Source organism: Pacificimonas aurantium (assembly GCF_020092905.1).
In the GTDB taxonomy this organism is placed as follows: domain Bacteria; phylum Pseudomonadota; class Alphaproteobacteria; order Sphingomonadales; family Sphingomonadaceae; genus Pacificimonas; species Pacificimonas aurantium.
The window spans coordinates 139,714-163,962 of the sequence record NZ_JAGSGB010000004.1; the positions used below are offsets into that span (position 1 = coordinate 139,714).

Below are 24,249 nucleotides of genomic sequence, written 5' to 3' on the forward strand. Positions count from 1 at the left end.
CGGCATGAAAAAAGGGGCGAGCCCGCCGGGCCCGCCCCTTTTTGATGTCTCGATGCGGTACCGCCTATTGCAAGCTGGCGTACGCCTCGTTGCCGACGAAGCCGATCTTCGTCACGCCGTTACGCGAGGCCGAAGCCATGATCTCGCTGACCACCGAGTAGCGGGCGAGCGCGTCCGGACGAATGTGAATTTCCGGCTCCGGATCCATGTCCGCAGACTGACGGAAATACGCCTCGAGCTGCGACGGCGAGACCTGCTGATCGTTCCAGTAGATCTCGTTCAGGAAGTCGACGCGGATGCGGTTGATCACAGGATCGACCACATCCTCGGGCGGCGGATCCTGCGAATCGACCGGCAGGTCGAGCTTCACCGCGTGCGTCTGGATCGGAATGGTGATGATGAACATGATCAGGAGCACGAGCATGACGTCGATCAGCGGCGTGGTGTTCATCTCCACCATCGGCGCGTCGCCGCCCGTGCTCCCCATTGAAATGGCCATGGTGTGCTAGCCTCCTAGTAAATCGCGCGCGAAACGTTGCCGGCAGGCGGCTCGGAAATGAACGCGATCTTGATGTAGCCCGCACGCTGTACGGTGTAGATGACGCCGCCGATATTCTGATATTCGACGCCTGCATCGCCGCGGATATGAACCTCGGGAAGTTCCGTGACGTTCCCGGGCCCGCCGGCCTCATCGATATATTCCTCAAGGCGTGCGACCAGCGTCCGGCGCAGCTCCTCATAATCGTCCATGCGGGCCTGGCCGATGAAGACGTCGCCCTGGGCGTTGACCGAAAGGCTGACATTTTCCGGCTTCGTCGTGGTCGCCGTCGACCGCACATTGGGCAGCTCAAGCGGGACCGTCTGAATGACCACCGGAACGGTGATGAGGAAGATGATGAGAAGAACGAGCATGACGTCCACGAGCGGCGTCGTGTTGATCGTCGCCATCGGCGCGTCGTCTGCTGCTTCTCCGACTGACATTCCCATAGGGTAGGGTTCCCGTCTGTGACCTGTCTTACAAAACTAGCGAAGCGGGACGAACCGGCAGCACATGACGCGCCGCCGGTTCGCCATCCGGCTTAGCTGGTCTTCTTGGTCGTGGTCGTCGTGGCAGGGTTCGTCGTGCCGGGCGTCTTGGTCGTCGAACCGGTCGACGCCGTACCCGCGCTACGGACACCCGCCGTCGCGCTGCTCGGCGCTGCCGAGGTCGTCGTCGTGCTGACGCGGCTGCCCGAAACGAGGAAGCCGTGCACGTCGTCGGCGAAGTGCGACAGGTGCTTCAGCACGTCCTTGTTGCGGCCCAGCAGCCAGTTGTAGGCAAGCACGGCCGGAACCGCGACGAACAGGCCGAGCGCGGTCATGATGAGTGCCTCACCGACCGGACCGGCGACCTTGTCGATCGACGCCTGACCGGCAACACCGATACCGATAAGGGCGCGGTAGATGCCGACGACGGTGCCGAGCAGGCCGACGAACGGTGCAGTCGAACCGACGGACGCGAGGAAGCTGAGACCGCCGGCGAGCTTCGCGGCGATGGAGGCCTGCGAGCGCTCGAGCGACATCGTCACCCACTCATGTTCGTCGATCTTGTCGGTCAGGCGGCCTTCATGGTGCTCGGAAGCACGCAGGCCGTCGTCGACGATCATGCGGTAGGGCGAATTCTTCGGCAGCTTGGACGCACCTTCGCGAAGGCTCGGCGCGCTCCAGAACTTCTTATCGACCTCTTTCGCTTCCTTCATGATGCGACGCTGGTCGAGATACTTGGTGAACAGGATGTACCAGGTGCCGAGCGACATGATCAGAAGAACGCCGAACAGGAACCAGGCGATCGGGCCGCCCTGCTTCAGCGCCGGCAGCAGGCCGTACGGATTGTCGGTTTCGATTTCAGCGGCATAGGCGGGAACGCTTACGAGAAGGGCGCCGGCCGCAATGGTCGCCTTGCCGGCGAGCGATGCGAAGTTGAAGGTCATCTTTATCCCCTTTGGAGAAGGTTCGTTACTACGTCTGTTTGAACTCAGTCAGGCAGCTGCCAGCGGAAGGCCTGCGTGAAGCGGGCCTGCACTTCCTCGCCGTTGTCGAGGGCGGGTTCGAAACGGAACCGGCGCTCGGCCAATCGGCAACTCTGGCGATCGAGACGGTCGAAGCCGCTCGATGAAACCACCTGGCAGGATCCGTCCACCACGCGGCCTCGCGTATCCACCAACAGCGAGATCGTCACGGTACCCTCTTCTTCGGCGCGGGCCGAGGCGTTGGGATAATCCTGAGCACCGAAGCCGAAATTGCCCCGGTTCGTGATCGGTCGAGGATCGCGCGTCGGGCCAGCAGGCGGCGGCGGCGGCGGCGGCGGAGGCGGCGGGGCCGGCGGCACCACGACGCGCGGCGGCGGGGCCGGCGGCGGAGGCGTCCGTACCGTCGTCACCGGCGCCGGCGGCGGCGGCAACGATTCCACGACCACGTCGGGCGGCGGAACATAAGGCGGAATTTCCTCCAGCTGCTCCGGTGGGGGCGGCGGTTCTTCCTCGACTTCGGGCGGCTCCTCGACCTCAAAGGTCTCGAGCGGTCCGGTCACTACCTTCACGGCCTTCAAGGCCAGTCCGGAAATGACCGCATATCCAAGAAAAACGTGAATCAGGCCGACGAGAACAAGCGAGATCAGTCGCTTGGTGCTCATCCCTGGTTCATCTGCATAAGCCATATCGCTCGGCGGCACTCCCTACGATAGTTACAGCGGTCTCCCCTAGAGACCGCTCTCTACAGAAATCGAACAGGAGCTGAAACGAAAATGCCGGAACCCCGAAAGGTTCGCTTCTCCCTGTCCCATTGCCGATTGTCCTAACTTGGCCCCTTTGGGCCCGCAAGCGCGTTTCTAGTCAGAGATCAAATTAGTATACGAAATGCCAGTTCGCCTTCGATCGGCGCCAATATGTGCAGGAATTAAGAGGGGATTTCCGGATGTTCTTCAGATCCGTCAGCGGTCTAGCGCTTTTCGTTGCGAGCAGCGCAACGATTGTTACGTTCCCGTTGCAAGCCCAGCCGGCGGTGGAGATTCCCGTCGCCGCGACGGCGGATCTCGCCGAACTCACCCTCGCCGCGGCCACGATCGTGCGTGCCAGAATTGCCGATACCGACGAGGTCCGCGCAGAGCGCGCGCCGGGTCTCGCTCCGGGATTTCGGCGTCTGCTGGTCGAGGCCGAGGTGGTGGCCGTGCTGGCAGCCCCGGGCGCTGTTCCCGGCGATATCCGGTATCTCGTGGACGTACCTGAAACCCGGCGGGGCCGGGCCCCGCGCCTCGAAGGCGAAGAGGTGATGCTGTTCCTCGGTCCGGAACACCGCCCTGGCGAATTCGCGCTGGCGCACAAATATGGCCAGCAGTCATGGTCCGGCGGGACGGACGAGGCCGTGCGAAAGCTTCTGAACAACCGCGCCCAGATGCGGGGACTGACCCTCGGCGACGCCGCCGTCACGTCCGCTTTTCACGTACCGGGAACGATCGCCGGCGAATCGGAAAGCCAGATTTTCGTCCGAACGGGCGAAGGGCGTCCCCTGTCGCTGGTCGTACTGCGCCGCCCGGGTCAGGCGCCGCGGGTGAGCGTGGCAACCGGCGACATCATAGACCCGAATGCACCGCCGCCGGAGCGCGGCTCGCTCCCAGCGCTCGTGCTCGCCTGTTCGCTGCCGGAATCCCTGCCCGGCGAGGTGCTGGAGGGAAGCCGCGACGCCGACGCCCTGCGCGCCGACTATCAGGCCGCGCGCGAGGCGCTGGGCGGGTGCGAGCGGAACTTCGAACAGGCGGCGCTGCGCTGAGGTCGCGCGCGAAGCATCGCTACAGCCGGTCGAAATCGCGCGGGAAGTAACGGTGCCGCGCTCCGCCGTCGACATATATGGTCTGGCCGGTCACGGAGGAGGCGTCGGCCAGATACGCCGCGGCGTCCGCGATCTCCTCCGGTGACGGCAGGCGATCGAGCGGCATGGCCTTCCGCACCTTCTCAAGCTGCGCGCCGTCATAGTCGCCGGTCGGCAGGGTGAGGCCGGGAGCTACGGCGTTCACTCTTATCCCCGGGGCGAGAATGCGCGACAGCATCTCGGTGGCGCCCGCGAGCGCGAACTTCGCCACGGTGTAGGCGAAATTGTCGCCATGAGGCTGCACGAGCCGCTGATCGAGAATGTTCACCACCGCGCCCGCCGTCCCGCCCAGCGCAGAAGCGAAAGACTGCGCAAGCAGGATCGGCGCGGCGGCATTCACCCGGAAATGTTCCGTCAGCGCGGCCAGCCCCGTCGTTTCGAAATCGTCGCTGCCGAACATGCTGGCGCTGTTGACGAGCAGTGTCGGCGCGTGCCCGAATTCGCCGCGCACCCGATCGATCAACTGAGCGGGCGCGCCCTCCTCGCCGAAGTCCGCCGAAAACTCGCGCGCCGCGACACCCTCGCGCCGGATTGCCGCGCTAAGCTCGCGGTCCAGCTCGCCCTCGCTGCGATAGTGCAAGGCGAGCGCATAGCCGGACGCCGCCAGGCGCGCCGCGATGGCCGCCCCGAGGCGCTGCGTTCCGCCGGTGACGAGCGCAAGCTTCACCGGGCGCGCCTCACCGGCTGCGCATCCTCTCGATGCCGATGGATTCGCCATTCTCGCTGATCGCCACCTTCACGATGCGCACCGTCGCCTTTCTGACGCGGTCGTCCTCGAGCAGGCGGTCGATGATGGCGTCGGCCACCGCCTCGACCAGGGTGAAGTGCACGCCCTCGGGACAGACGGTCAGCACCGCATCCTTCAGGTCCATATAGTTCTTCGACTCCGACAGCTTCATGTCGTGCGTGAAGCGGTCCGGCGCGTCCAGATCGGCGAACACCGACACGCGCAGGAGTTGCGGAAGCTTGGTTTCCTCGGAGTAGATGCCGGTCAGGACCATCAGTTCGACGTCCTGTACCTGCAATTGCAGGGTCGATGTCATGGCGCCGCCCTTACGCGCAGCCGCGCCTTGCGGTCCAGTGCCGGGCGGCCCAAATCCAGCATATCGTGACCGACAGCCCGCAAAGCCCCGACCGATTCTCCGAGGAGCAGGCGACCTATGCCGTACGCGGCAAGGATACGCCCGACCTGGAACTGGGCGCGGCGGCCATCCGCAATGTCGTGAAGACGCTGCCGGGCCGGCCGGGCGTCTATCGCATGCAGGATGCGGAGGGCACCGTCCTCTATGTCGGCAAGGCGAGATCCCTCCGCGCGCGCGTAACGAACTACACGCAGATCAAGCAGCTGCCCAAACGGCTCCAGCGCATGGTTGCCCTCACCCGCTCGATGACGGTGGTGACCACCCATACGGAGGCCGAGGCGCTGCTGCTGGAAGCCCAGCTGATCAAGCGCTTTCGCCCCGCCTTCAACGTGCTGCTGCGCGACGACAAGAGCTTTCCCTTCATCTTCCTGCGCGAGGATCACGACTTCCCGCAAATCCGCAAGCATCGCGGCGCGCGGCGCGGCAAGGGCATCTATTTCGGGCCATTTGCGAGCGCCGGGTCGGTGAACCGGACGCTGAACGCACTGCAGAAGGTGTTTCTGCTCCGCTCCTGTTCCGACAGTTACATGAACAACCGATCGCGTCCGTGCCTGCTGCACCAGATTCGCCGCTGTTCCGCGCCCTGCACCGGCAAGATCGACGAAGACGGCTATGCGGAGCTTGTGCGCGACACGAAGGACTTTCTCGCCGGCAAGTCGCAGGCAGTCCAGCGCAAGCTGGGCGACGCCATGCAGGAGGCCGCCGAGAAGCAGGATTACGAGCTCGCCGCCGTCTACCGCGACCGGCTGCGCGCGCTGACCTTCATCCAGGGCCAGTCCGGCACGGCGGAGGGCGCGCGCGATGCCGACGTTATCGCGCTCGCGGCAAAGGCGAACCAGGTCTGCATCCAGGCCTTTTTCATTCGCGGCGGACAGAATTGGGGTCACCGCGCCTTCTTCCCCAAGAATGTCACCGGCGAAGACCTGGCTGACGTCTTGAGCGCCTTTGTCATGCAGTTCTACGAGGACATGCCCGTGCCGCCGAAGATCCTGCTCGACCGCGAGCTTCCCGAAAGCGAGTTGATCGCCGAGGCCCTGAACGAACGCGCGACGCGCAAGGTGGCGATCAAACGCCCGCAGCGCGGCCCGCTGCGCAAGCTGGTCGAGCAAGCCCAGCGCAATGCCGTGGAAGCGCTCGACCGGCGCCTTGCCGAATCGACGACTCAGGCGAAGCTGCTGCGGCAGGTCGCCGAACTGTTCGAGCTCGACGAGCCGCCGAAGCGTATCGAAACGTACGACAACAGCCATATCCAGGGTACGAACGCAGGCGGCGCCATGATCGTGGCCGGGCCCGAAGGCTTCCAGAAGAACGCCTATCGCAAGTTCAACATAAGGGATGAGAGCATCGCGCCGGGGGACGATTTCGGCATGATGCGGCATGTTCTTAAGCGGCGCTTCGCACGGCTGGCGAAGGACGATCCGGACAAGTCCAAGGGTCAGTGGCCCGACCTGGTGCTGATCGACGGCGGCAAGGGCCAGCTGTCGGCGGCGATGGAGATCGCGCAGGAATGCGGCGTCGAGGACATTCCCATGGTGGGCGTGGCGAAGGGACCGGACCGCAATGCCGGGCGCGAGACCTTTTACATGGAAGACGGCCGCGAACTGACCCTGCCGCCGAACGACCCCGTGCTGTTCTACCTACAAAGGCTGCGCGACGAAGCGCACCGCTTCGCCATCGGCGCGCACCGCGCGAAGCGGTCGAAAGCGATCGGCGCCTCGCCGCTCGATGAGATTGCGGGCATCGGTCCGGCACGAAAGCGCGCGCTGCTGATGCATTTCGGAACCGCCAAGGCCGTGCGATCCGCGGGGCTCGACCAGCTGATGGATGCGCCGGGGATTTCGGATACGGTCGCGCGAAAGGTCTATGACCATTTCCACCCCGCGGGGTGAGATTCCCGCCCCGCCATTGAAACCAATTCGCCGGATTCCCAGTTCATACCGTGCGGACCGGGCCCCTCTGGCGAGCCTCTTCGAGCGCTCGTGATGTCGGACCGCATCGGAATTGCCGATGCGCTAAGGGCGAGGTCGTACTCCTCTGAATGGGCATCGGCGAGACCGATCGATCGAAACGCCTTCCCTGAGAGGAGACTGACGATGACGGCCCGAATTTTTCGCCTTAACGAGATGCACCAGCGAATTGACGACGAGTTACGTCGTGAGCTGAAGCGTCCATTGCCGGACAATCTGGCGCTGACCCGGCTGAAGCGGATGAAGCTGAGAGTGAAGGACCTGCTTCACCGCGCCGCGCGCACGGCCGCGCCGCAGCCACAGCCGCAGCTACAGCCGGCTTAACATTCTCGCAGTTCAGGTCTTTTCAAAGAGGCCTGAACTGCTCCCCCATCGCTGAAACCGAAGGTAGCGGACGCCATGCCGATCTCCTACGCACCCATGCTGCGTGAATTCCTGCAGAAGGAAAGCGCGGGCGGAATCGTCCTTATTGCCGCAGCCGCGCTTGCACTGGTGGTCGCCAATAGTCCGCTCGCGGGCACATACGCGGCCGCGCTCGAGCTGCCGATCGCGATCAGCGCCGGGGCGTTCTCCATCGACAAGCCATCGCTGCTCTGGATCAACGACGGCCTCATGGCCGTGTTCTTCTTCCTCGTTGGCCTGGAGGTGAAGCGTGAACTCCTGGCAGGTCAGCTCAGCAGCTGGGATCGCGCTTCGCTTCCCCTCATCGCTGCGATCGGCGGAATGGCCGTCCCCGCAATCATCTTCCTGCTGTTCAACGGCGGCAATCCCGCGACCATGTCCGGCTGGGCGATTCCGGCAGCGACCGACATCGCGTTTGCACTCGGCATCCTGTCGCTTCTGGGGTCGCGCGTTCCTGCCGCGCTGAAAGCGCTGCTGCTCGCCATCGCCGTCATCGACGATATCGGCGCCATTCTGATCATCGCCATCTTCTACAGCGGCCAGATCGAGGTCGCGATGCTCGCCGGGGCAGCGGGGGCGTTTGCCGGACTGGTGCTCTGCAACCGCATGCGCCTCGCCAGCAGCATTCCATATGTTCTCCTGACCCTGCTTCTGTGGGTGTTCGTTCTGAAATCCGGCGTTCACGCTACGCTCGCCGGGGTCGCCGCTGCCCTTACCATCCCCATGCACGCGCGCGGCGAAGTCCCGCTGGAGCGCATGGAGCATGCCCTTCATCCCTGGGTGGCATTTCTCGTGATCCCCATCTTCGGTTTCGCCAACGCCGGAGTTTCGCTTGCCGGCCTCAGCCTGGGCGACTTCCTAGACCCGCTGCCGCTGGGCATCGCGGCCGGCCTGCTCATAGGCAAGCAGCTCGGCATCTTCGGGTTCGGCTGGGTGGCCATTCGCCTGGGTCTCGCTCAACTGCCGGAAGAGGTAAGCTGGCGGCAACTGCACGCCCTGTCTCTGCTGGCGGCTATCGGCTTCACCATGAGCCTGTTCATCGGCAACCTCGCCTTTGCAGACGCCCCCCGGGTGGATGCGGTCAAGCTCGGCGTTCTCAGTGGTTCCACCATCGCCGCACTTGCAGGATATCTCCTGCTACGCAGCGCCGGCTCGACCGGCCCCATGCGGCCCGCCGCCAAAGAGAAATAACCTTTCTGCGCGGAGCCCGCCCTAAACCGGACGGCGCTGATCATCTTCACGCTCGGCGGCGAAGGCCTTGCCGCGGCCGCTAAGCCTTCGTCTTCGAAAACAGCGCGATCAGTTCGTCGAACTTCTCTTTCTGCGCGGCGGCATCCCCGGTTTCGATGGCGTCGGCGACGCAGTGCGCGGCGTGATCCTTCAGAATCTCGTCCTCCGCGCGGCGGAGCGCGGCCTTCACCGCCTGCATCTGGGTCAGGATGTCGATGCAGTAGCGGTCTTCCTCAACCATCCGGGCTAGGCCCTTCACCTGTCCCGCAACGCGGTTGAGGCGATTAACCTTCTCCTGCCTGCGGTTACTACTCATCGTTCCACCCTTGAATATACCCCGTGGGGGTATCTATATGCCGCCGCCCCGGCTGCCATTCAATAGATGGACCTTCGCGTGATTCTTCCCAGACGTTCCTTCCTCGCCGGCGCGGCCAGCCTGGTCGCGGGAACCGCCCTGCCAGTTCCCGCCTGGGCGCGCGGGATGACGGTCCCCACCGCCGCCCGCGGCTTCGGCAGCCTGTCGGGGGAGGATATCCACATGGAAATCGGCCGCGCATCCTTCGGCACCGGCGGGCGAAGCGGACACGGCTTTGCCATCAACGGGACGATTCCGGGGCCGCTCGTTCGCCTGCGCGAGGGGCAGAATGTCCGCCTGCACGTCACCAACAATCTGGACGAGGACAGTTCGATCCACTGGCATGGACTGCTCGTGCCCTTCCAGTTCGACGGCGTGCCCGGGGTCAGCTTTCCCGGCATCCGGCCCGGCGAAACCTTCTCATATGAATTTCCCGTCCGCCAGGCCGGCACCTACTGGTGGCACAGCCATTCTGGGCTGCAGGAACAGGCAGGCCATTACGGGCCAATCGTCGTCGAAGCCGCCGACGGGTCGGATTCGCGCTTCGACCGCGACTATGTCGTGCTGCTGTCCGAATTCACGCCGCTGCACCCGCACGAGGTGATGCGAAAGCTGAAGGTGGGCGAGCATTACTTCAACTACCAGATGCAGACGGCAACCGAGGGCGACATGCCGCTGGCCGAGCGGGTCATGTGGGGCGGGATGAGGATGAACCCGCGCGACATCTCCGACGTCACCGGCTCAACCTACACCTTCCTGGTGAACGGTCACGGGCCCGCGGACGATCTGGAATTCCTGTTTCGCCCCGGCGAGCGCGTCCGCCTGCGGGTCATCAACGGCAGCGCAATGACCTTCTTCAACCTGCGGATGCCCGGCTTGCCGATGACGGTCATTCAGGCGGACGGCCAGGATGTCGAGGACGTCACGGTCGACGAGCTGCAGATCGGCGTGGCGGAAACCTACGACGTCGTCGTCGAGCCCGGCGAGGGAGCCCACACGCTGGTTGCCGAGGCCATGGACCGTTCGGGTATGGGGGTCGCGACGCTTACGTCCCGGCCGGGTCGCCGCGCACCGGTGCCGCCGCTGCGCGAAACGCCGACCCTCACCATGGCCGACATGGGCATGGCGAGCATGGACCATGGAGCAATGGATCATGGGTCAATGGGTCACGGTTCGGGAAACGATGGCGCCGCCTCCGCGCAGCCGATGTCGCACGACATGCGCGACGTGTCGAAGCTGCCACCGGATGTGAAGGCGGGACCCGGTGTCGACATGGTCGCGCCCATGCCCGCGAACCGCATGGATTTTCCCGGTCTGGGCCTCGACAGCGTAGATCACCGGGTGCTGCACTACACCGACCTTCGCTCGAAACGACCCAATCCGCGGCGCGCCCCGGACAGACAGATGGAAATCCATCTGACCGGCAATATGGAGCGCTACATGTGGTCCTTCGACGGCAGCAAATTCTCGGCGGTGACCGACGACCCCATCCGCTTCGGCTATGACGAGCGCGTCCGCGTGACGCTCGTGAACAACACCATGATGGCCCACCCGATTCACCTGCACGGTCATTTCTTCGAGCTGGTGAACGGTGCGGACGAACTGCATCAGCCTCTGAAGCATACGCTGATCGTCCAGCCGGGATCGAAGGCGGTGTTCGACCTGACCGCGAACGAGCCCGGCGACTGGGCCTTTCACTGCCACCTTCTCTACCACATGCATGCAGGCATGATGCAGACCGTCACGGTCCGCCCGTTTCCGGAGACGGCATGATGAGGCGCGGGCTTCTCACCGCCGCGCTTCTGCTCGCCGCAGCGACCCCGGCCCTCGCCCAACATGAAGGCCATGGCGGGGCGTCCGACGAGACAATGGCCCATGAGCCGATGGCCCATGAGCCGATGGACCATGAGGCGATGGATCACGGGGCGATGGACCACGCGCAGATGGGGCATGATCGCCCCGCTGCCTCGGCCGCAGAGGCGGGTCCTCCGCCGCGCGCCTTCGAAGGGCCCGAACATGCCGCCGACCTGATCTGGGGCGAAGCGAGGATGGCCCCGGCGCGGCAGCAGGTCTGGCGCAATAATGGCGAGGCGCGTTTCGGCACCCTCATGGCCGAGCGGCTGGAAGCCCGGATCGGCGAAGAAGAGGCGTATCTGTGGGACGTACAGGCCTGGTATGGCGGCGACCTAGACCGTCTGATGCTGAAATCGGAAGGCGAAGGCAGCTGGAACGGAGAGCTGGAAAGCGCCGAGGTTCAGGCATTGTGGAGCCACGCCATCGGCCCGTTCTTCGACCTGCAGCTGGGGGCACGATATGATGCCGCGCCGCGCGACCGCACCTATGCGGTGGCCGGGGTACAGGGGCTGGCTCCCTATATGTTCGAAGTCGACGCGGCGCTCTTTCTCTCGGATAGCGGGGACCTAACGGGCCGGGTCGAGGCCGAATATGACCAACGGCTGACGCAGCGCCTAGTCCTGCAACCACGGCTCGAGGCAAACCTCGCTGCCCAGAACGTTCCTGAACTGGGGATCGGCGCGGGACTCTCGTCGGTCGAGGCGGGACTTCGCCTGCGCTATGAACTGGCGCGCGAATTCGCCCCCTATATCGGCGTCGGCTATGAAGCGAGGCTCGGCGAGACCGCCGACCTGGCGCGACAGGAAGGCGAGGACCCCTCGGGCTTCGTGGGACTGGTGGGACTGCGCGCCTGGTTCTAGAGATACGCTCCAACCTTGGGGAGGGGCGTACATGAACGAGTTATTCTACCCGCTGACATCGCTTGGCGTGCTGGCCGTGGTTATTGCCTATGCCTACGCGATGATCATGGTGGGCCGCGCGCGCGGAAAATATGAAGTGAAGGTGCCTGCCACGACCGGGCCCGACGGGTTCGTGCGTGCCTTCCGCGCTCACCAGAACTCGCTCGAGCAGATCGTGGTCTTCCTGCCGCTCGTCGCCATCCTGTCCGCGCTCTACGGCGATCTTGCGGGCGGAATCTACGCGTTCATATTCGCCCTCGGCCGGTTCCTGTTCGTGCGCGGATATAACATCGCTGCCGAAAAGCGCGTCCCGGGGTTCATGATCGGCCTGGTGGCCAATCTCCTTGCGCTAATCGCCTGCCTGGTCGGGATCGTGGTCCAGCTGGTTGCCTGACCGCGCCGCATCTGAGCTCGCGAACCTTCAGATCCCGCGAAACTCGGCAAATTCCTCGAGCGGAGCCCGGGCAGCCTCGAGCTGGTTGACCGCAGCCTCGGGATCCTTCCGGCCAATGGCCATGCCGGTGAACAGCATATGCTCTTCGGGGGTGCCCAGAAACTCCGAGATCGACTTCGGGTAGACCGCCCAGCATTCCTGCGGACAGCTGTCGAGGCCGGCCTCCCGCAGCAGCAGCATGACGTTCTGCAGATACATGCCGAGGTCGGACCATTGCGGCGGCCCCATGTTCCGGTGAACATAGCAGAACAGCGCAAGCGGCGCTCCGAAGAACCTGAAATTATTGGCGAACCACTGCAGCCGCTGCGCCTTGTCCTCACGCGGGATGCCGAGCCGCGCATACATGTCCTCGCCCACCTGGAACCGGCGCGCCCGGTACGGGTCGGCGAGCTCCTTCGGATAGATGTCATATTCGGTTTCCTCACCGCGCGGGTTTTCCGCCACTTTCCCGGCCATGATGTTCTTCAGACTGTCGAGATCGCTGCCGCCCACGACGTGGATGTGCCAAGGCTGCAGATTGCCGCCCGACGGCGCGCGCGCCGCCTTGGTCAGGATTTCGCGGATCAGATCACCGTCGACCGGTTCATCGAGGAATCCGCGCACAGAGCGGCGGCTGGCAATGGCTTCGCTGACATTCATGGCTGATTCCTAACCTGATTTCTTGTGGCTCATTCCCGCTTTCCCTAGGGACATAATTCAGATGACGAGCCTGCCAAACCTGCTGACCCTGTCGCGGCTGTTTGCCGTACCCATCTTGGTGATCTGCATGTGGCAGGCAGGATGGCTGGGCTATCTGATCGCGTACATCCTGTTCTGCCTTGCCGGCGCGACCGACTATCTGGACGGCTATCTGGCCCGGTCGCAGGGGACGGTATCCAAACTGGGCCAGTTTCTCGATCCCATCGCCGACAAGATCATGGTCGGCGCAACGATCGTGATGCTGATCGAGAACGACATCGTCGACGGCTATGCCACCATCGCGGCTCTTATCATCCTGCTGCGCGAGATCATCGTATCGGGACTGCGCGAGTTTCTGGCCGGCGTACAGGTCTCCGTGCCGGTCAGTCGGCTGGCGAAGTGGAAGACCGCATTCCAGATGATCGCGCTCGGCGCGCTGATCCTGGAGGGCTTCGCCATGCGCGTGATGCCCGCCCTGCCCGCCTGGGAAGTCGGCATCGTCTGCCTGTGGCTCGCAGCCGCGATGACCACCATTACCGGCTATGACTATCTGCGCGCCGGTCTGAAGCACATGGTGTAACATGCGAATCGAGCTGCACTATTTCGCAAGCACCAGAGACGCTATCGGCCGCGAGAGCGAACAGCGCGAATTCGGTCCGGAGGTTCGCACGGTCGCGGACGTGATCGCTGCGCTCGAAGGCGAAGATGCAGCCTATCGGGAGGCGTTCGCCGATCCCTCCCGCCTGCGTTTCGCACTGGATCATGTGTTTGTCGGGCTCGACGCCGAGCTTGCCGACGACAGCGAGCTGGGAATCTTCCCTCCCGTCACGGGCGGCTGAGGTGCCGCCGACGATTGCCTGCCGCGTACAGGAGCGACCGTTCGACAGCGCGGCCGAACTCGAGCTGCTCGAAACAAATAGCGACGGAGAGGCAGGCGCCGTGGTCAGCTTCACGGGGCTGGTCCGTGGGCAACCGGGCAGCAAACTCGAATTGCAGCACTATCCCGGCATGACGCAGCGGCAGATGGAGAGCATTGCCGGCGAGGCGGCGCGCCGGTTCGAGCTGATAGCAGGAACCGTCATTCACAGGCATGGCATTCTGCAGGCGGGTGCACCGATCGTCTTCGTGGGGGTCAGTTCTCGTCACCGGGCCGCAGCGTTCGACGGCGCGCGCTTCCTCATGGACTGGCTGAAGACCAGGGCCCCCTTCTGGAAGCGCGAGATCGCCGCGGATGGAACCGCGCACTGGGTGGAGGCACGCACTTCGGACGACGAGGCTGCCGCAAGCTGGGACTGAGGGCGGCGGCATCCGTGCTCAGCCCGCCTACTGCTCGGGACCAAGTTCCTCGTAAGTCTCAAGCGCTTCACGCCACTCGTCCTCGAAATCTTCGAGCTGCTCTTCGCGCTCTTCCGAGAGGTCGCGCATCCGGTCCACCTCGCGCTCGATCTGGTCGGCGGCGGCATCCGCGCTCAGCTCGCCGCGCATGACCCGTTCCAGGAGACGGCGGCCCGCATCAGAATCGCCGGCGATCAGATCGCCGATATCGCCGATGATCGCCATGCCCCGGTCGCGCTCCTCGCGGGCAGCTTCTTCTTCCGCGCGCTGCCGCGCCGCCACTGCCGCGCGGCGTCTTGCCCGTTCTTCCGCCGCGCGCGCCTCTGGCGACGCGGCCAGCACGAACTGCCGCCAGATATCGGCGGGGACGTTGGAGCCCGTAACGCCGTTCGTCGGGCTGTTGTCGTCATTGCCGACCCACACGCCCACCACGAGGCCGGGAACGAAGCCGATGAAGACGGCATCGCGGTTGTCCTGCGTCGTACCCGTCTTCCCGTAGGCATTGATAGCAAGGTTCACGCGGCGGCCGGTGCCGCGCTCCATGACGGCGTGAAGAAGACGCAGCATGTCTTCCTGCTCGCCAAGCCGCCCGCCCTTCCGGCCAAGCGCACGGCCGAGCCTGGCTCCGAAGCTCTCATCCTCGGCTTCCTCGATGCCATAAGGCTCGACCGGATAGCGGCCCGCTGCCACAGCCGCATAGGCTGCCGTCATCTCGAGGAGCGTCGTCGAAGAGGACCCGAGCGCGATGGTAAGGTCGTCGCCCAAATCGCTCTCCACGCCGAGATCGCGGGCGGCCTTTTTCACCGCCCCGACGCCGACCCGGTCGGCGATCCGCGCAGCGGCAACATTCGAGGATTTGGCGAACGCCTCCTCCAGCGTGATCGGTCCGGAATATCCGTCATTATAGTTGCTGGGTGTCCAGTCGCCGAGCTGGACGGGCGCATCCTCGACCATGCTGTTCGGGTTCATGCCCTCCCTCATCGCCGCAAGATAGACGAACAGCTTGAAGGCGCTGCCCGACTGCCGCTTCGCCTGCACGGCGCGGTTAAAGGCACTGGTTTCATAATCCGTGCCGCCGACCATCGCGAGGATACGGCCGTCCGGACGCATGGCGACCAGCGCCCCCTGCGTCGCGGAGGAGGACTTCAGCCGGTCGGTCAGGATCCGCTGCGCCGCCTTTTGCATGTCGAAATCGAGCGTCGTGCGAACGCGGGTTTCGCCGTAGCCCGCGCGCAGCCGCTCCTTGGCCTTCGGCGAAATCCAGTCGGCAAAATAGGACCCGACAGGCAGATTTTCCCGCCCCGGGTTCATCTGCGCCTTACGCGCAGCGTTCCATTCCGAATCGGTGATCAGCTCCTGCTCCTTCATCGCCGCGATAACGAGCTTTCCGCGCTCGCGCGCCGCCTCGTAATTCTGCGTTGGCGCCAGGCGCGAGGGAGCCTTCATCAGCCCCGCGAGCATTGCGGATTCGCCGAGCGTGAGGTCGCCCGGAACTTTCGAGAAATAGGTCATTGAGGCGGCGCGAAGACCCCAGGCGCCTTCGCCGAAATAAACGCTCGACAGATAGCGTTCGAGGATCTCCTCCTTGGTCAGCCAGAGCTCCAGCCACAGGGCGATGACCGCTTCCTGTGCCTTGCGCCAGAGCGACCGCTCGTTTGACAGGAAGGCCGTCTTGGCAAGCTGCTGGGTAATGGTACTGCCGCCCTGCACGACGCCGCCCTCCTGGACGTTCGTGAAGGCAGCGCGGGCGATGCCAACCGGATCGATGCCCCAATGGCCCCAGAAGCGCCGGTCCTCGATCGCGACAAAGGCGTTGTAGACGTGCGGCGGCAGTTCCGCGAGGTCGACGGGCTCCGCCTTGTACTGGCCCCGCCGCGCGATGGGGGTGCCGTCCGAGGCCTCGAGCACGATGGCCGGCTCTTCCAACGGCTCCAGCGCCTTTCCGAGCGGTGCGGTCCAGGCGAGGATGCCAAACAGAAGTAGCAGCGCCAGCGCAGCACCGGCGGCGCCGCGAAGGGCATAACGCCGCCATTTCGGCGGCTCCGCTGCCATGGCGTCGTCATCGGCATAGTCTAAATCGTCGCCAGCCCCCGCGAACGGGTCGTCCGGGGCTTGTGCGGCATCATCCTGTGGGCGGGAAAAGAAACGGCGAAACATCGCTGTTATATTTGTCTATGACAGCATGAACTGCAAGCCAGACCGATCGTCCTTTGTCCTTTCAGGTCGCCCCGGTGGTGTGACGGCGAGCGGATCACGCAGAAGGCCTTGATTCGGCGCGTTGCCGCGCTGCGATTTTCACGGATGGCCGGGCAGTGGCGGAATGCTTGACTTTGCAACGAACCGGGGCGCAGTCTCGCCGCGAATTCGGAGCGTCTGCGGAGGGCAGCGCGCAGAGGGGGAATAACTGATATGGCCGGTTCGCACCGCTTGTCCTGCGTCCAGAAACCTTTCGGCGGGGCGCTTTCGGCTGTCTCCGCCCTGCTACTGCTATCGGCCGCGCAGCCGGGGCACGCACAGAGCCCAGCAGAGGAGTATGTCTCGAACCTGCGCGCGGAAGAGGTGGCGTCACCCGAGATTCCGGACATCATGCCGCTGCGCAAGCGCGCGAAGATCCGCGATGCCTGGCTGGCCGAGAGGCTCGATAGCGTGGTGCCCGAACTGATGCGCGAGAACGGCGTCGACATGTGGGTGCTGATCGCGCGGGAATATCTCGAAGACCCCGTCGTTTCGACCATGCTGAACGCCACCAGCATGCGCGCCCGCCGCCGCACGATCCTGGTCATCCACGATCCGGGCGAGGGCCAGCCTCTGGAACGGCTGACGGTCAGCCGCTACGGCCTCGGCGGTCTGTTCGAGCCGGCCTGGGATCCGGAAAGCCAGCCCGACCAGTGGCAAGCGCTCGCCGACCTCATAGAGGAGCGCGACCCTGAGAAGATCGCCATCAACACCTCGCCGCTGACCGCCTTCGGCGACGGCCTGACGCTCAGCCAGTTCAACGGCATGATGGAGGCACTTCCAGAACGCTATCGCAGTCGGACGGTCTCGGGGGAAAACCTTGCGGTGGGTTGGCTGGAGACGCGCATCCCGGCCGAGATGGAGCTCTATCCGCACGTCGTCCGCACCGCGCACGCGATCCTGGCGCAGGGGCTGTCACGCGATGTCATCACCCCCGGCGTAACGACGACTGCGGACGTCCAATGGTGGTACCGCGAGAAGATCGCCGAACTGAAGCTGCAGACCTGGTTCCACCCCTCCGTCCACGCCATTCGTGAAGGCGAAGAGGAAGAACTGAGCGGCGACGCGGTCATCCAGCCCGGCGACCTGATCTGGACCGACTTCGGCATCGTCTATCTGGGTCTCAATACCGACACGCAGCACCTCGCCTACGTCCTGAAGCCCGGCGAAACCGAAGCGCCGCAGGGGCTGCAGGACGGGCTCGCCGCGGCGAACGCGGTCCAGGACGTGCTGACCGCCGCCTTCGAGAGCGGTCTCAGTGGCAACCAGATACTCGAAATCGCACGCGAGGAGGCGATCTCGAAGGGTCTGACGCCGAGCATCTACTCGCATCCCATCGGTTTTCACGGGCACGGCGCCGGCACGACGATCGGGTTCTGGGACAATCAGGGACCGAGCGAAAAGGGCGACTATCTGCTTCGCCCGAACGTCGCCTTCTCGATCGAACTGAACGCCGTCCATCCGGTACCGGAATGGGGCGGCCAGGAGGTTACGTTCAAGACCGAGGAAGACGCCTTTTTCGACGGCGAGGAAGTCCACTATATCGACGGCCGCCAGACCGCGCTGCGCCTGATCCCGTCCGACTGACGCATTTGAGATTGAAAGGGGAAAGCGATGAGCATTCGTCTGGAACGCAGGCAGGTCATGGGACTGGGTATGTTCGGCGCAGCCGCGCTCGCCCTACCTTCCGCCGCCAGAGCCGCGGCACGGACAGCCGACGCACAGACGGCCGCAGGTAGCCGCCTTGGTGCCCGCCCTGCCCCATTGCCCCGGCGGAGCGCGAGGCGAGGCTGCAGAAGGCGAGCAATATGCTCCAGGCGCGCGGAGATGGCGCTTTGGTCGTCGAAGCGGGAAGCACGCTCAACTATTTCACCGGCGTGCAGTGGCGTAGCGAGCGGCTGACGGCCGCCGTCATCGGCGCCGACGGCTCGGTGCTGATCGTCACTCCCGGGTTCGAAGAGCCGTCCATTCGCGAAATGCTCGTGGTCCCTGCCGAGGTGCGCGTCTGGCAGGAGGATGAAAGCCCGGCGAAGCTGATCCATGACTGGCTTGGGGAAAAGGGACTGGCCGCCCGGCCGCTCGCGGTCGACGAAACGGTGCGATTCTTTGCGATCGACGCCCTTCAGGCGCTCGACGCCGACCGGCGCATCGTCAACGGCGCGCCGGTGGTCAATGCGCTGCGCATGCGCAAGTCTCCGGCTGAACTGGCGCTTATGCAGCATGCCAACGACATCACGGCAGCGGCCTACGCGGCCACGGGCGCGCAAATCGAGCGCGGCATGACCGGCGCCGACATCGACGCGATCATGACGTCCGAACTGGTCGGACGCGGCGGATCCGGCCCATCCGGCAGCACGATGGTTGGCCCGGGAAGCGCGTTGCCGCACGGGTCGAAGGTGGTGGAGAAAGTCGGGCCGGGTCAGGTTATCCTGATGGACTGGGGCTGCGGCGTGGACGGATACCGCTCCGACATTTCGCGCACCTGCGTCTTCGGCGAGCCCACCGCGCGCCAGCGGGAGGTGTTCCAGACTATGCGAAAGGGTCAGGACATCGCCATGAAGGCGGCCCAGATCGGCACCCCTGCCGGACGTGTCGACGATGCGGTGCGCGCTTATTACGAGAGCCTCGGCTGGGGGCCCGGCTACCGTCTTCCCGGCCTGTCGCATCGCACCGGGCACGGCATCGGTCTCGACGTCCACGAGCCCGTGAATCTCGTCCACGGCGAAACCGAACCGCTCGCTGCCGGTATGTGCTTCTCGAACGAGCCCGGCCTGTACATTCCCGGTGAGTTCGGCGTCCGGCTGGAAGACTGTTTCTACATGACCGAGGAAGGCCCGAAATTCTTCACGACGCCGCCGCCCAGCCTCGACCAGCCGTTCGTCTGACCTGCAAAGGACAGTTGGTGGGCCCGGAGGGATTCGAACCCCCAACCAAGCCGTTATGAGCGGCCAGCTCTACCATTGAGCTACAGGCCCCACCGCCGATGCCCGCGCTCTAGGCCTCCGCCGCCCGGTCTTCAAGCGCGGGGCCGTCGCCCGACTGGCGAAAGCAGGTGGCTATGAACTCTTCGACACCGATGGGTTCCGCGCCGAGTTCTCCGAGCTTCCCCAGAACCGAATCGAACCAGGCAAAAAACGCCTTCAGATCGGCCTCGTCGCGCACATAGGGCGTATTTCCCGGTTCGACCGACGGCGAGTGGAAAGAGATGGAGATGATCGGCGTGTTCGCCTCGATCAGATGCTCCACCGCTTCGACCGCCTCACGCGCGGGGATGCCTTCGGGCGTCAGCGCAATGCGGCTGAGCAGCCGCCCACGCGACAGCAGCCCGTTCAGGTGGGGCACCTTCTCCGCCAGCCTGAATGCCGATTCCCCGAACCCGCGCAGTCCGCCGGTAAAGGTGGAACTGAGCGGCAGTTCCAGCAATCGCCGTTCCGGCCCGGTCCAATAGGGCAAGGGCGCGATCTTCCTGAAGTTCGGCCCGCCTTCCGGGCGGTAGTCGAAATAGGGCCGCACGGAGACGTCGAGTTTGTAGCCCGCTTCATCGAGCAGCGCCTCTGTATTGGGGCCGACGCCGTAGCGGCCGGCCCTGTAGACGACCGGCCGGTCCCCGAAGCGGTCCGCAATCGCCTCCGTCAGCGCGCCGATCTTCGAGCGCTCGAGCGTACGCGGTAGATTGCCGGGAAAGCTGTTCGCCGCACTTACCGCCTCGACGAAGGGCGGGTTCACCCAGGGGTGGAGCTGGGCGCCGATTGTGGCGGTCCCGTCCGCCTTGAAGCCCGACAATACGTCGACGGCCTCGTCGTTCGCGGTGACCGGATAGTCGACAAGATAGGCTGGACGCGCGCCGAACCCGGTCATCAGTTCGTGAATGTCGGGAAGCGCCTTCACGGCCTCCACGCTCGTCGAGTCGCGGCGTCGAGGTTTCGACCAGTCGAACTCCTCCTCCGTATCCACGAAGATCAGGTAGCGGGGACGCCAGTCCGAAGGGAAGCGCACATAGAGGTTTTCGGACGGTCGAAGCATGCGCCGATCAGCATAACCCCGTGGGATCGCAAGGGAAGAGGCGATGGGGGGCTCCCGGCTAGGGGAGGGAGGGAGGAGAAGCCGGGAGCCCGTAGTATCGAAGTCCGCTGGGAGGAGGTGCGGAGGTCGATATCGTTTGGCGCGGACTGTGCCGTTCGCCGATGGTGATCATATGAGGGATAGCGGCGCCGATGTGCAGCCTCACACACCGTAATACAGCCATGCATTCAGAGCATGGCTTGATCGACATCAAGGGGGTCGCTCTTCATGCGCTCGATCAGGAAGTCCCTCAGAACATTAACCCTTATCGACCCTCGCAGCTCTTCGGGATAGACGAAGAAACAGCGGGATATCGGCCCCAATTCACCCGGCAAGATGACCTTCAACCGGCCTTCGGACGCACGAATCAGATAGGATGGCAGGGCGGCGATCCCGGCACCGTTCTGAACCGCGACCGACAGGCCGTAGATGCTGTTGACGCGCAGCCGGGGAGTACGCGGCGCGCCGGTATTGCCGACCTCCAGCGCCCAGTTCACCCCCTGGATCGGACCGGGAGCCGGTTCGTGAAACGCAACGAGCCGGTGTTCGGACAATTCGGATGCGGATTTTGGTTCGCCGTGACGTTCCAGATAGTCGGCGGAGGCGCACAGGCGGTAACGCACAGCCTCCATCCGTTTCGAAATGAGACCCTGCTGCGTCGGCTGCGAAAAGCGGATGGCGACTTCGGCTTCGCGGCGGGCCAGGTCCAGTTCCTCGTCGTCGAGAACGAGCATCACGTCGATTTCGGGATAAGCACGGATGAAGTCCGCGAGCGCACGCGCCAGCCAGGTGGAGCCGAAACTGATGGTCGTGGTCAGGCGGATCTGCCCGGTCGGCCGACCGAGAGACTGTTCGATCGACTGACGGACGCCTTCGATTCGCTCCCAGGTCTCGCCGGCGGCCTGCTCCAGCTGTTCGCCCTCATGCGTAAGTGCAAGTCCGCGCGCATGGCGGTGGAACAGCTTGCCGCCGATCGACTGTTCCAGTGAGGCGATCTGCCGGGACAGGGCGGGCTGGCTGGTGCCGAGTCGGCGAGCGGCCTCGGTAAAGCTGCCCGCCTCCGCCACAGCGTGGAACAGCCGCAGCTTGTCCCAGTCGAATGCGCTCATGCCCTCTCCCCTGCCCCGGGCGAACGCTTATTCGGCGGCCTGCCGCTGAGGCTCGGCCTCTTCGTTCGCGGCCAGGAAGCGCTCTGCTTCGAGGGCGGCCATGCAGCCCATGCCCGCAGCGGTGACCGCCTGCCGGTAGACATGATCCTTAACATCGCCGGCCGCATAGACGCCGGGTGCCGACGTTGCGGTCGAATCGGGCTTGCAGAGCAGGTAGCCGCTCTCATCCATATCGAGCTTGCCCCGGAAAAGCTGGGTGGCCGGATCGTGACCGATGGCGATGAACAGTCCGTCGATCTCCAGTTCGCGGTCCTCTCCGCCATCGGTGGCAGCCAGCTTCACGCCGGTAACGCCAAGAGGATCATCCTGTCCCAGCACCTCTGAGACGGTGGCGTTCCAGACAGGCTCCACCTTCTCATTGGCGAAGAGCCGGGCCTGGTTCGTCTTGTCGGCGCGCAGTTCGTCGCGGCGGTGGATCAGGTAGACCTTCGAGGCAAAATTGGTGAGGAACAGGGCTTCCTCGACCGCCGTATTGCCGCCGCCGACCACGGCCACCGCCTTGCCGCGGTAGAAGAACCCGTCGCAGGTCGCACAGGCGGAGACGCCGAACCCGCGGTACTTCGTCTCGCTTTCCAGGCCCAGCCAGCGCGCCTGCGCGCCCGTCGCGATAACGAGAGTCTCGGCCAGCACTTCCCTGCCCGACTCGAGGGTCAGCCGGTACGGCCGCGAAGAGAGATCGACGTCGGTCACGATGTCGTCGACGATGTCCGTGCCGAGCGATCTTGCCTGCGCTTCCATCTTCTCCATCAGCTCGGGACCCATGATGGAGGTCTCACCCGGCCAGTTCTCCACGTCGGTCGTAATCGTCAGCTGACCGCCGGGCTGCAGGCCGCGGATCATCATCGGCTGAAGCGCGGCCCGCGCGGTATAGACGGCCGCCGTATAGCCGGCCGGCCCGGACCCGATGATCACCACCTTCGCCCGGTCGCGTTCCGTCGTCATAGTTATCTCTCCGGATGTCTTTGTCTGTCAGATCTGCCGAAGATGTAGGACGACCACGAAAGCTTTACGAGGTCAAAGCGCCCATGCTGTCTTCCGACGCATCGCAACTGACGAGGATCGCGTCGTTGCGGATTTCCAGCTCGCCGCCATGACGCTCGACGAGGCGCCGCGCCAGCTTGAGAGTGAAGGCCAGGCCGAGGAGCGGCGCTTCCGCATCGGCGCTGCGGACGGGCGGATCCTCCAGTAGCGAACTCACGCTGCGGGTTGCCAGCGCCGGAGGCCGCGCGAAGCGGACCTGCCCGTTCATACCTGTGAGACTGAAGGTTTCTCCACAGTTGAAAAAAGCCAGAGCGGCAACCGACAGGCGCGTGAGGACGCGCTCAAGGTCGTCGCGCGGCATCCAGATCGCCGCATCAGGCTCCGCGGTAATGTCGAGGGCGACGCCCCGCCGCTCTGCCGAGGACGACAGCTGCTCTTCCAAATGTTCGAACAGGGGTTCGAGGGCGACCAATTCGCGGGAGGTCGGCGAAGTCCGGTCGTGGTCGAGAGACGCGGCTTCCCCAAGGACCCTGACGGCGCTGATCAGGGAGCGGGCTTCCGACATCAGCACTGCCGCCTCGCTCTTCATGCGCTCGGGCGCGGGTCCAAGGATTTCCTGCTCGATCATCTGCGCATATCCCATGATGGCATTCAGCGGCGTCAGGATCTCGTGGGCGACCTCGGCGAGGCGCGCCGGCTCGCGGCTGAACTCGTCGTGACGACTGCGCCGCGCCAGCGTTCCTTCATAGCCGCGAAACGTTCCGGCCGTATCGAATCGCGGGCGACCGTCCAGGTGCATCACGCGCCTGCCGCATTTTACTCTGAGACAGCTGAGCATCTGCCCCCGCTGTACAGCGGCTTCGACGAACTCCGGGTCCTCGAAAGGAAGGCTTATGAGCGCGAAGGGCCGCGCTTCCTCGAAAGCCTCGAATCCCTCGACGACGAACCCGGCAATGTCGCTGCGCCACGGGAATTCCTTGCCAACGCTTGCTTCGTCCGCGCGGAAGGATTCGATCCGGTCGGTAAGAACGGTCAGTCGCTCGGCGCTGCGCCGCGAGGCCGGCAGCCCCTCTGCTGAAACCTGAGACAGGTCGGGACGCCGCGCGAGGCGTCCGGCATCGTCGTGAAGGATCGAGACCCCGGTCTCCGGGGCCGACGGGGCCATTTCACGTGCAGGAACCTGGTCGTCGCCGTCTGCCGAGCCAAGAAGATCGCGAACGCCGGCGGGTCCGGCCCAGTCTTCCAGCCGCGACCGCGAAGCGGGGGAAAGTTGACGGATCAGCTCGGCCAGGCGGAGTTTCGTTTGCGTCCGCAGGTCCTCCGCCGTACGGGACTGGCGGGTCAGCGCAACAAGCTGGCCAATCGCGAACAGCCGGGCATCTTCATCCTCCGAGAGGGGCCAGTCGGCAATCGTTTGCAGGCGCTGGTCGCGATACATGGCAGTTCATTACGGCAATGGATGCGACAGTCACTAATCCACAGCTGTTAATTTTTGCCATACGGCATGAGACGTTTGAGCGATTGAAATAATCGGCTAATAGCGAATGCAGAACCTTTTCATTTAGAACCCACAAAGGGGGTCC

General features: G+C 64.6%; 25 protein-coding genes and 1 tRNA gene. 12 read left to right on the forward strand and 14 right to left on the reverse strand.

From position 1 onward, the window contains the following. Window positions 1-64: 64 nt before the first annotated feature. From KCN53_RS14985 to KCN53_RS16090, 4 genes are all read right to left on the reverse strand, one after another. The gene (locus KCN53_RS14985; protein ID WP_088713146.1) at window positions 65-499 is read right to left on the reverse strand and encodes an ExbD/TolR family protein; all 435 of its coding nucleotides are present in this window, start codon (window positions 497-499) and stop codon (window positions 65-67) included. 14 nt (window positions 500-513) lie between these two features. Then, window positions 514-987 (reverse strand): ExbD/TolR family protein, encoded by a 474-nt coding sequence (locus KCN53_RS14990; protein ID WP_088713147.1) that lies wholly within the window; start codon window positions 985-987, stop codon window positions 514-516. Window positions 988-1,079: 92 nt separating this feature from the next. Then, complete coding sequence (locus KCN53_RS14995; RefSeq protein WP_088713148.1) at window positions 1,080-1,970, reverse strand: MotA/TolQ/ExbB proton channel family protein; 891 nt, start codon at window positions 1,968-1,970, stop codon at window positions 1,080-1,082. 44 nt (window positions 1,971-2,014) lie between these two features. Continuing rightward, window positions 2,015-2,671 (reverse strand): energy transducer TonB, encoded by a 657-nt coding sequence (locus tag KCN53_RS16090; RefSeq protein WP_263435148.1) that lies wholly within the window; start codon window positions 2,669-2,671, stop codon window positions 2,015-2,017. 281 nt (window positions 2,672-2,952) lie between these two features. On the opposite strand from KCN53_RS16090, the gene KCN53_RS15005 reads away from it, so the two are divergent. Continuing rightward, window positions 2,953-3,804 (forward strand): hypothetical protein, encoded by an 852-nt coding sequence (locus KCN53_RS15005; RefSeq protein WP_088713150.1) that lies wholly within the window; start codon window positions 2,953-2,955, stop codon window positions 3,802-3,804. A gap of 19 nt (window positions 3,805-3,823) precedes the next feature. Here the strand turns inward: KCN53_RS15005 and KCN53_RS15010 are convergent, their stop codons facing one another. After that, a complete protein-coding gene (locus KCN53_RS15010; protein WP_088713151.1) occupies window positions 3,824-4,570 on the reverse strand; it encodes an SDR family oxidoreductase in 747 nt (248 codons plus the stop codon). Between the two features lie 10 nt (window positions 4,571-4,580). Next, window positions 4,581-4,946, reverse strand: coding sequence for a dihydroneopterin aldolase (locus KCN53_RS15015; RefSeq protein WP_088713152.1), 366 nt, complete (start codon window positions 4,944-4,946; stop codon window positions 4,581-4,583). Here KCN53_RS15015 and uvrC point away from each other — a divergent pair. The 3 genes from uvrC (at window position 4,940) to nhaA (ending at window position 8,605) form a co-directional block, all read left to right on the forward strand. Continuing rightward, window positions 4,940-6,934 carry an excinuclease ABC subunit UvrC gene (gene uvrC, locus KCN53_RS15020; protein ID WP_088713153.1) on the forward strand — a complete coding sequence of 665 codons (1,995 nt, stop codon included), beginning with the start codon at window positions 4,940-4,942 and terminating at the stop codon, window positions 6,932-6,934. The two genes, KCN53_RS15015 and uvrC, sit on opposite strands and share 7 nt — an antisense overlap. Before the next feature lie 204 nt (window positions 6,935-7,138). Then, window positions 7,139-7,336, forward strand: a complete 198-nt coding sequence (locus tag KCN53_RS15025) for a YdcH family protein (RefSeq protein WP_088713506.1) — start codon at window positions 7,139-7,141, stop codon at window positions 7,334-7,336. A gap of 75 nt (window positions 7,337-7,411) precedes the next feature. Beyond that, window positions 7,412-8,605 (forward strand): Na+/H+ antiporter NhaA, encoded by a 1,194-nt coding sequence (gene nhaA / locus KCN53_RS15030; protein ID WP_088713154.1) that lies wholly within the window; start codon window positions 7,412-7,414, stop codon window positions 8,603-8,605. 79 nt (window positions 8,606-8,684) lie between these two features. Here nhaA and KCN53_RS15035 read toward each other — a convergent pair whose 3' ends face one another. Next, window positions 8,685-8,960: a metal-sensitive transcriptional regulator gene (locus KCN53_RS15035; protein ID WP_088713155.1), complete on the reverse strand. Its 276-nt coding sequence runs from the start codon at window positions 8,958-8,960 to the stop codon at window positions 8,685-8,687. Window positions 8,961-9,026: 66 nt separating this feature from the next. Between KCN53_RS15035 and KCN53_RS15040 the strand changes: the two genes are divergently transcribed. Genes KCN53_RS15040 through KCN53_RS15050 form a run of 3 tightly spaced genes read left to right on the forward strand, consistent with a single transcriptional unit; the run spans window position 9,027 to window position 12,146 of the window. Continuing rightward, window positions 9,027-10,772, forward strand: a complete 1,746-nt coding sequence (locus tag KCN53_RS15040) for a copper resistance system multicopper oxidase (RefSeq protein WP_088713156.1) — start codon at window positions 9,027-9,029, stop codon at window positions 10,770-10,772. Further along, the gene (locus KCN53_RS15045) at window positions 10,769-11,713 is read left to right on the forward strand and encodes a copper resistance protein B (protein ID WP_317988436.1); all 945 of its coding nucleotides are present in this window, start codon (window positions 10,769-10,771) and stop codon (window positions 11,711-11,713) included. Before KCN53_RS15040 ends, KCN53_RS15045 begins: the two co-directional genes overlap by 4 nt. Before the next feature lie 31 nt (window positions 11,714-11,744). Further along, on the forward strand, window positions 11,745-12,146 hold the full coding sequence (locus KCN53_RS15050; RefSeq protein ID WP_172406283.1) for an MAPEG family protein: 402 nt from the start codon (window positions 11,745-11,747) through the stop codon (window positions 12,144-12,146). Between the two features lie 27 nt (window positions 12,147-12,173). Here KCN53_RS15050 and KCN53_RS15055 read toward each other — a convergent pair whose 3' ends face one another. Beyond that, window positions 12,174-12,845 carry a nitroreductase gene (locus KCN53_RS15055; RefSeq protein WP_088713159.1) on the reverse strand — a complete coding sequence of 224 codons (672 nt, stop codon included), beginning with the start codon at window positions 12,843-12,845 and terminating at the stop codon, window positions 12,174-12,176. A gap of 61 nt (window positions 12,846-12,906) precedes the next feature. Between KCN53_RS15055 and pgsA the strand changes: the two genes are divergently transcribed. Genes pgsA through KCN53_RS15070 form a run of 3 tightly spaced genes read left to right on the forward strand, consistent with a single transcriptional unit; the run spans window position 12,907 to window position 14,180 of the window. Continuing rightward, window positions 12,907-13,464 carry a CDP-diacylglycerol--glycerol-3-phosphate 3-phosphatidyltransferase gene (gene pgsA / locus KCN53_RS15060; protein ID WP_088713160.1) on the forward strand — a complete coding sequence of 186 codons (558 nt, stop codon included), beginning with the start codon at window positions 12,907-12,909 and terminating at the stop codon, window positions 13,462-13,464. 1 nt (window position 13,465) lies between these two features. Beyond that, window positions 13,466-13,723, forward strand: a complete 258-nt coding sequence (locus KCN53_RS15065) for a MoaD/ThiS family protein (protein ID WP_088713161.1) — start codon at window positions 13,466-13,468, stop codon at window positions 13,721-13,723. Window position 13,724: 1 nt separating this feature from the next. Further along, entirely contained in the window at window positions 13,725-14,180 is a 456-nt protein-coding gene (locus tag KCN53_RS15070; RefSeq protein ID WP_088713162.1) for a molybdenum cofactor biosynthesis protein MoaE, read from the forward strand. Window positions 14,181-14,207: 27 nt separating this feature from the next. On the opposite strand, the gene KCN53_RS15075 is transcribed toward KCN53_RS15070, so the two are convergent. Further along, window positions 14,208-16,376, reverse strand: a complete 2,169-nt coding sequence (locus KCN53_RS15075; protein ID WP_224199782.1) for a transglycosylase domain-containing protein — start codon at window positions 16,374-16,376, stop codon at window positions 14,208-14,210. Window positions 16,377-16,628: 252 nt separating this feature from the next. Here KCN53_RS15075 and KCN53_RS15080 point away from each other — a divergent pair, with 252 nt between their 5' ends. Together KCN53_RS15080 and KCN53_RS15085 are read left to right on the forward strand one after the other, a co-directional pair. Further along, the gene (locus KCN53_RS15080; RefSeq protein ID WP_088713163.1) at window positions 16,629-18,041 is read left to right on the forward strand and encodes a M24 family metallopeptidase; all 1,413 of its coding nucleotides are present in this window, start codon (window positions 16,629-16,631) and stop codon (window positions 18,039-18,041) included. A 221-nt stretch (window positions 18,042-18,262) separates the two neighbouring features. Then, window positions 18,263-19,339 (forward strand): M24 family metallopeptidase, encoded by a 1,077-nt coding sequence (locus tag KCN53_RS15085; protein WP_243444634.1) that lies wholly within the window; start codon window positions 18,263-18,265, stop codon window positions 19,337-19,339. Window positions 19,340-19,354: 15 nt separating this feature from the next. Here KCN53_RS15085 and KCN53_RS15090 read toward each other — a convergent pair. From KCN53_RS15090 to KCN53_RS15110, 5 genes are all read right to left on the reverse strand, one after another. Beyond that, window positions 19,355-19,429, reverse strand: a tRNA-Ile gene (locus tag KCN53_RS15090). 19 nt (window positions 19,430-19,448) lie between these two features. Beyond that, window positions 19,449-20,477, reverse strand: a complete 1,029-nt coding sequence (locus tag KCN53_RS15095; protein WP_088713164.1) for a polysaccharide deacetylase family protein — start codon at window positions 20,475-20,477, stop codon at window positions 19,449-19,451. Between the two features lie 227 nt (window positions 20,478-20,704). After that, window positions 20,705-21,625 carry a LysR family transcriptional regulator gene (locus KCN53_RS15100; RefSeq protein ID WP_088713165.1) on the reverse strand — a complete coding sequence of 307 codons (921 nt, stop codon included), beginning with the start codon at window positions 21,623-21,625 and terminating at the stop codon, window positions 20,705-20,707. Window positions 21,626-21,652: 27 nt separating this feature from the next. Then, window positions 21,653-22,627 (reverse strand): thioredoxin-disulfide reductase, encoded by a 975-nt coding sequence (gene trxB, locus KCN53_RS15105; RefSeq protein ID WP_088713166.1) that lies wholly within the window; start codon window positions 22,625-22,627, stop codon window positions 21,653-21,655. A 64-nt stretch (window positions 22,628-22,691) separates the two neighbouring features. Beyond that, a complete protein-coding gene (locus KCN53_RS15110) occupies window positions 22,692-24,104 on the reverse strand; it encodes a sensor histidine kinase (RefSeq protein ID WP_088713167.1) in 1,413 nt (470 codons plus the stop codon). Window positions 24,105-24,249: the final 145 nt, after the last annotated feature.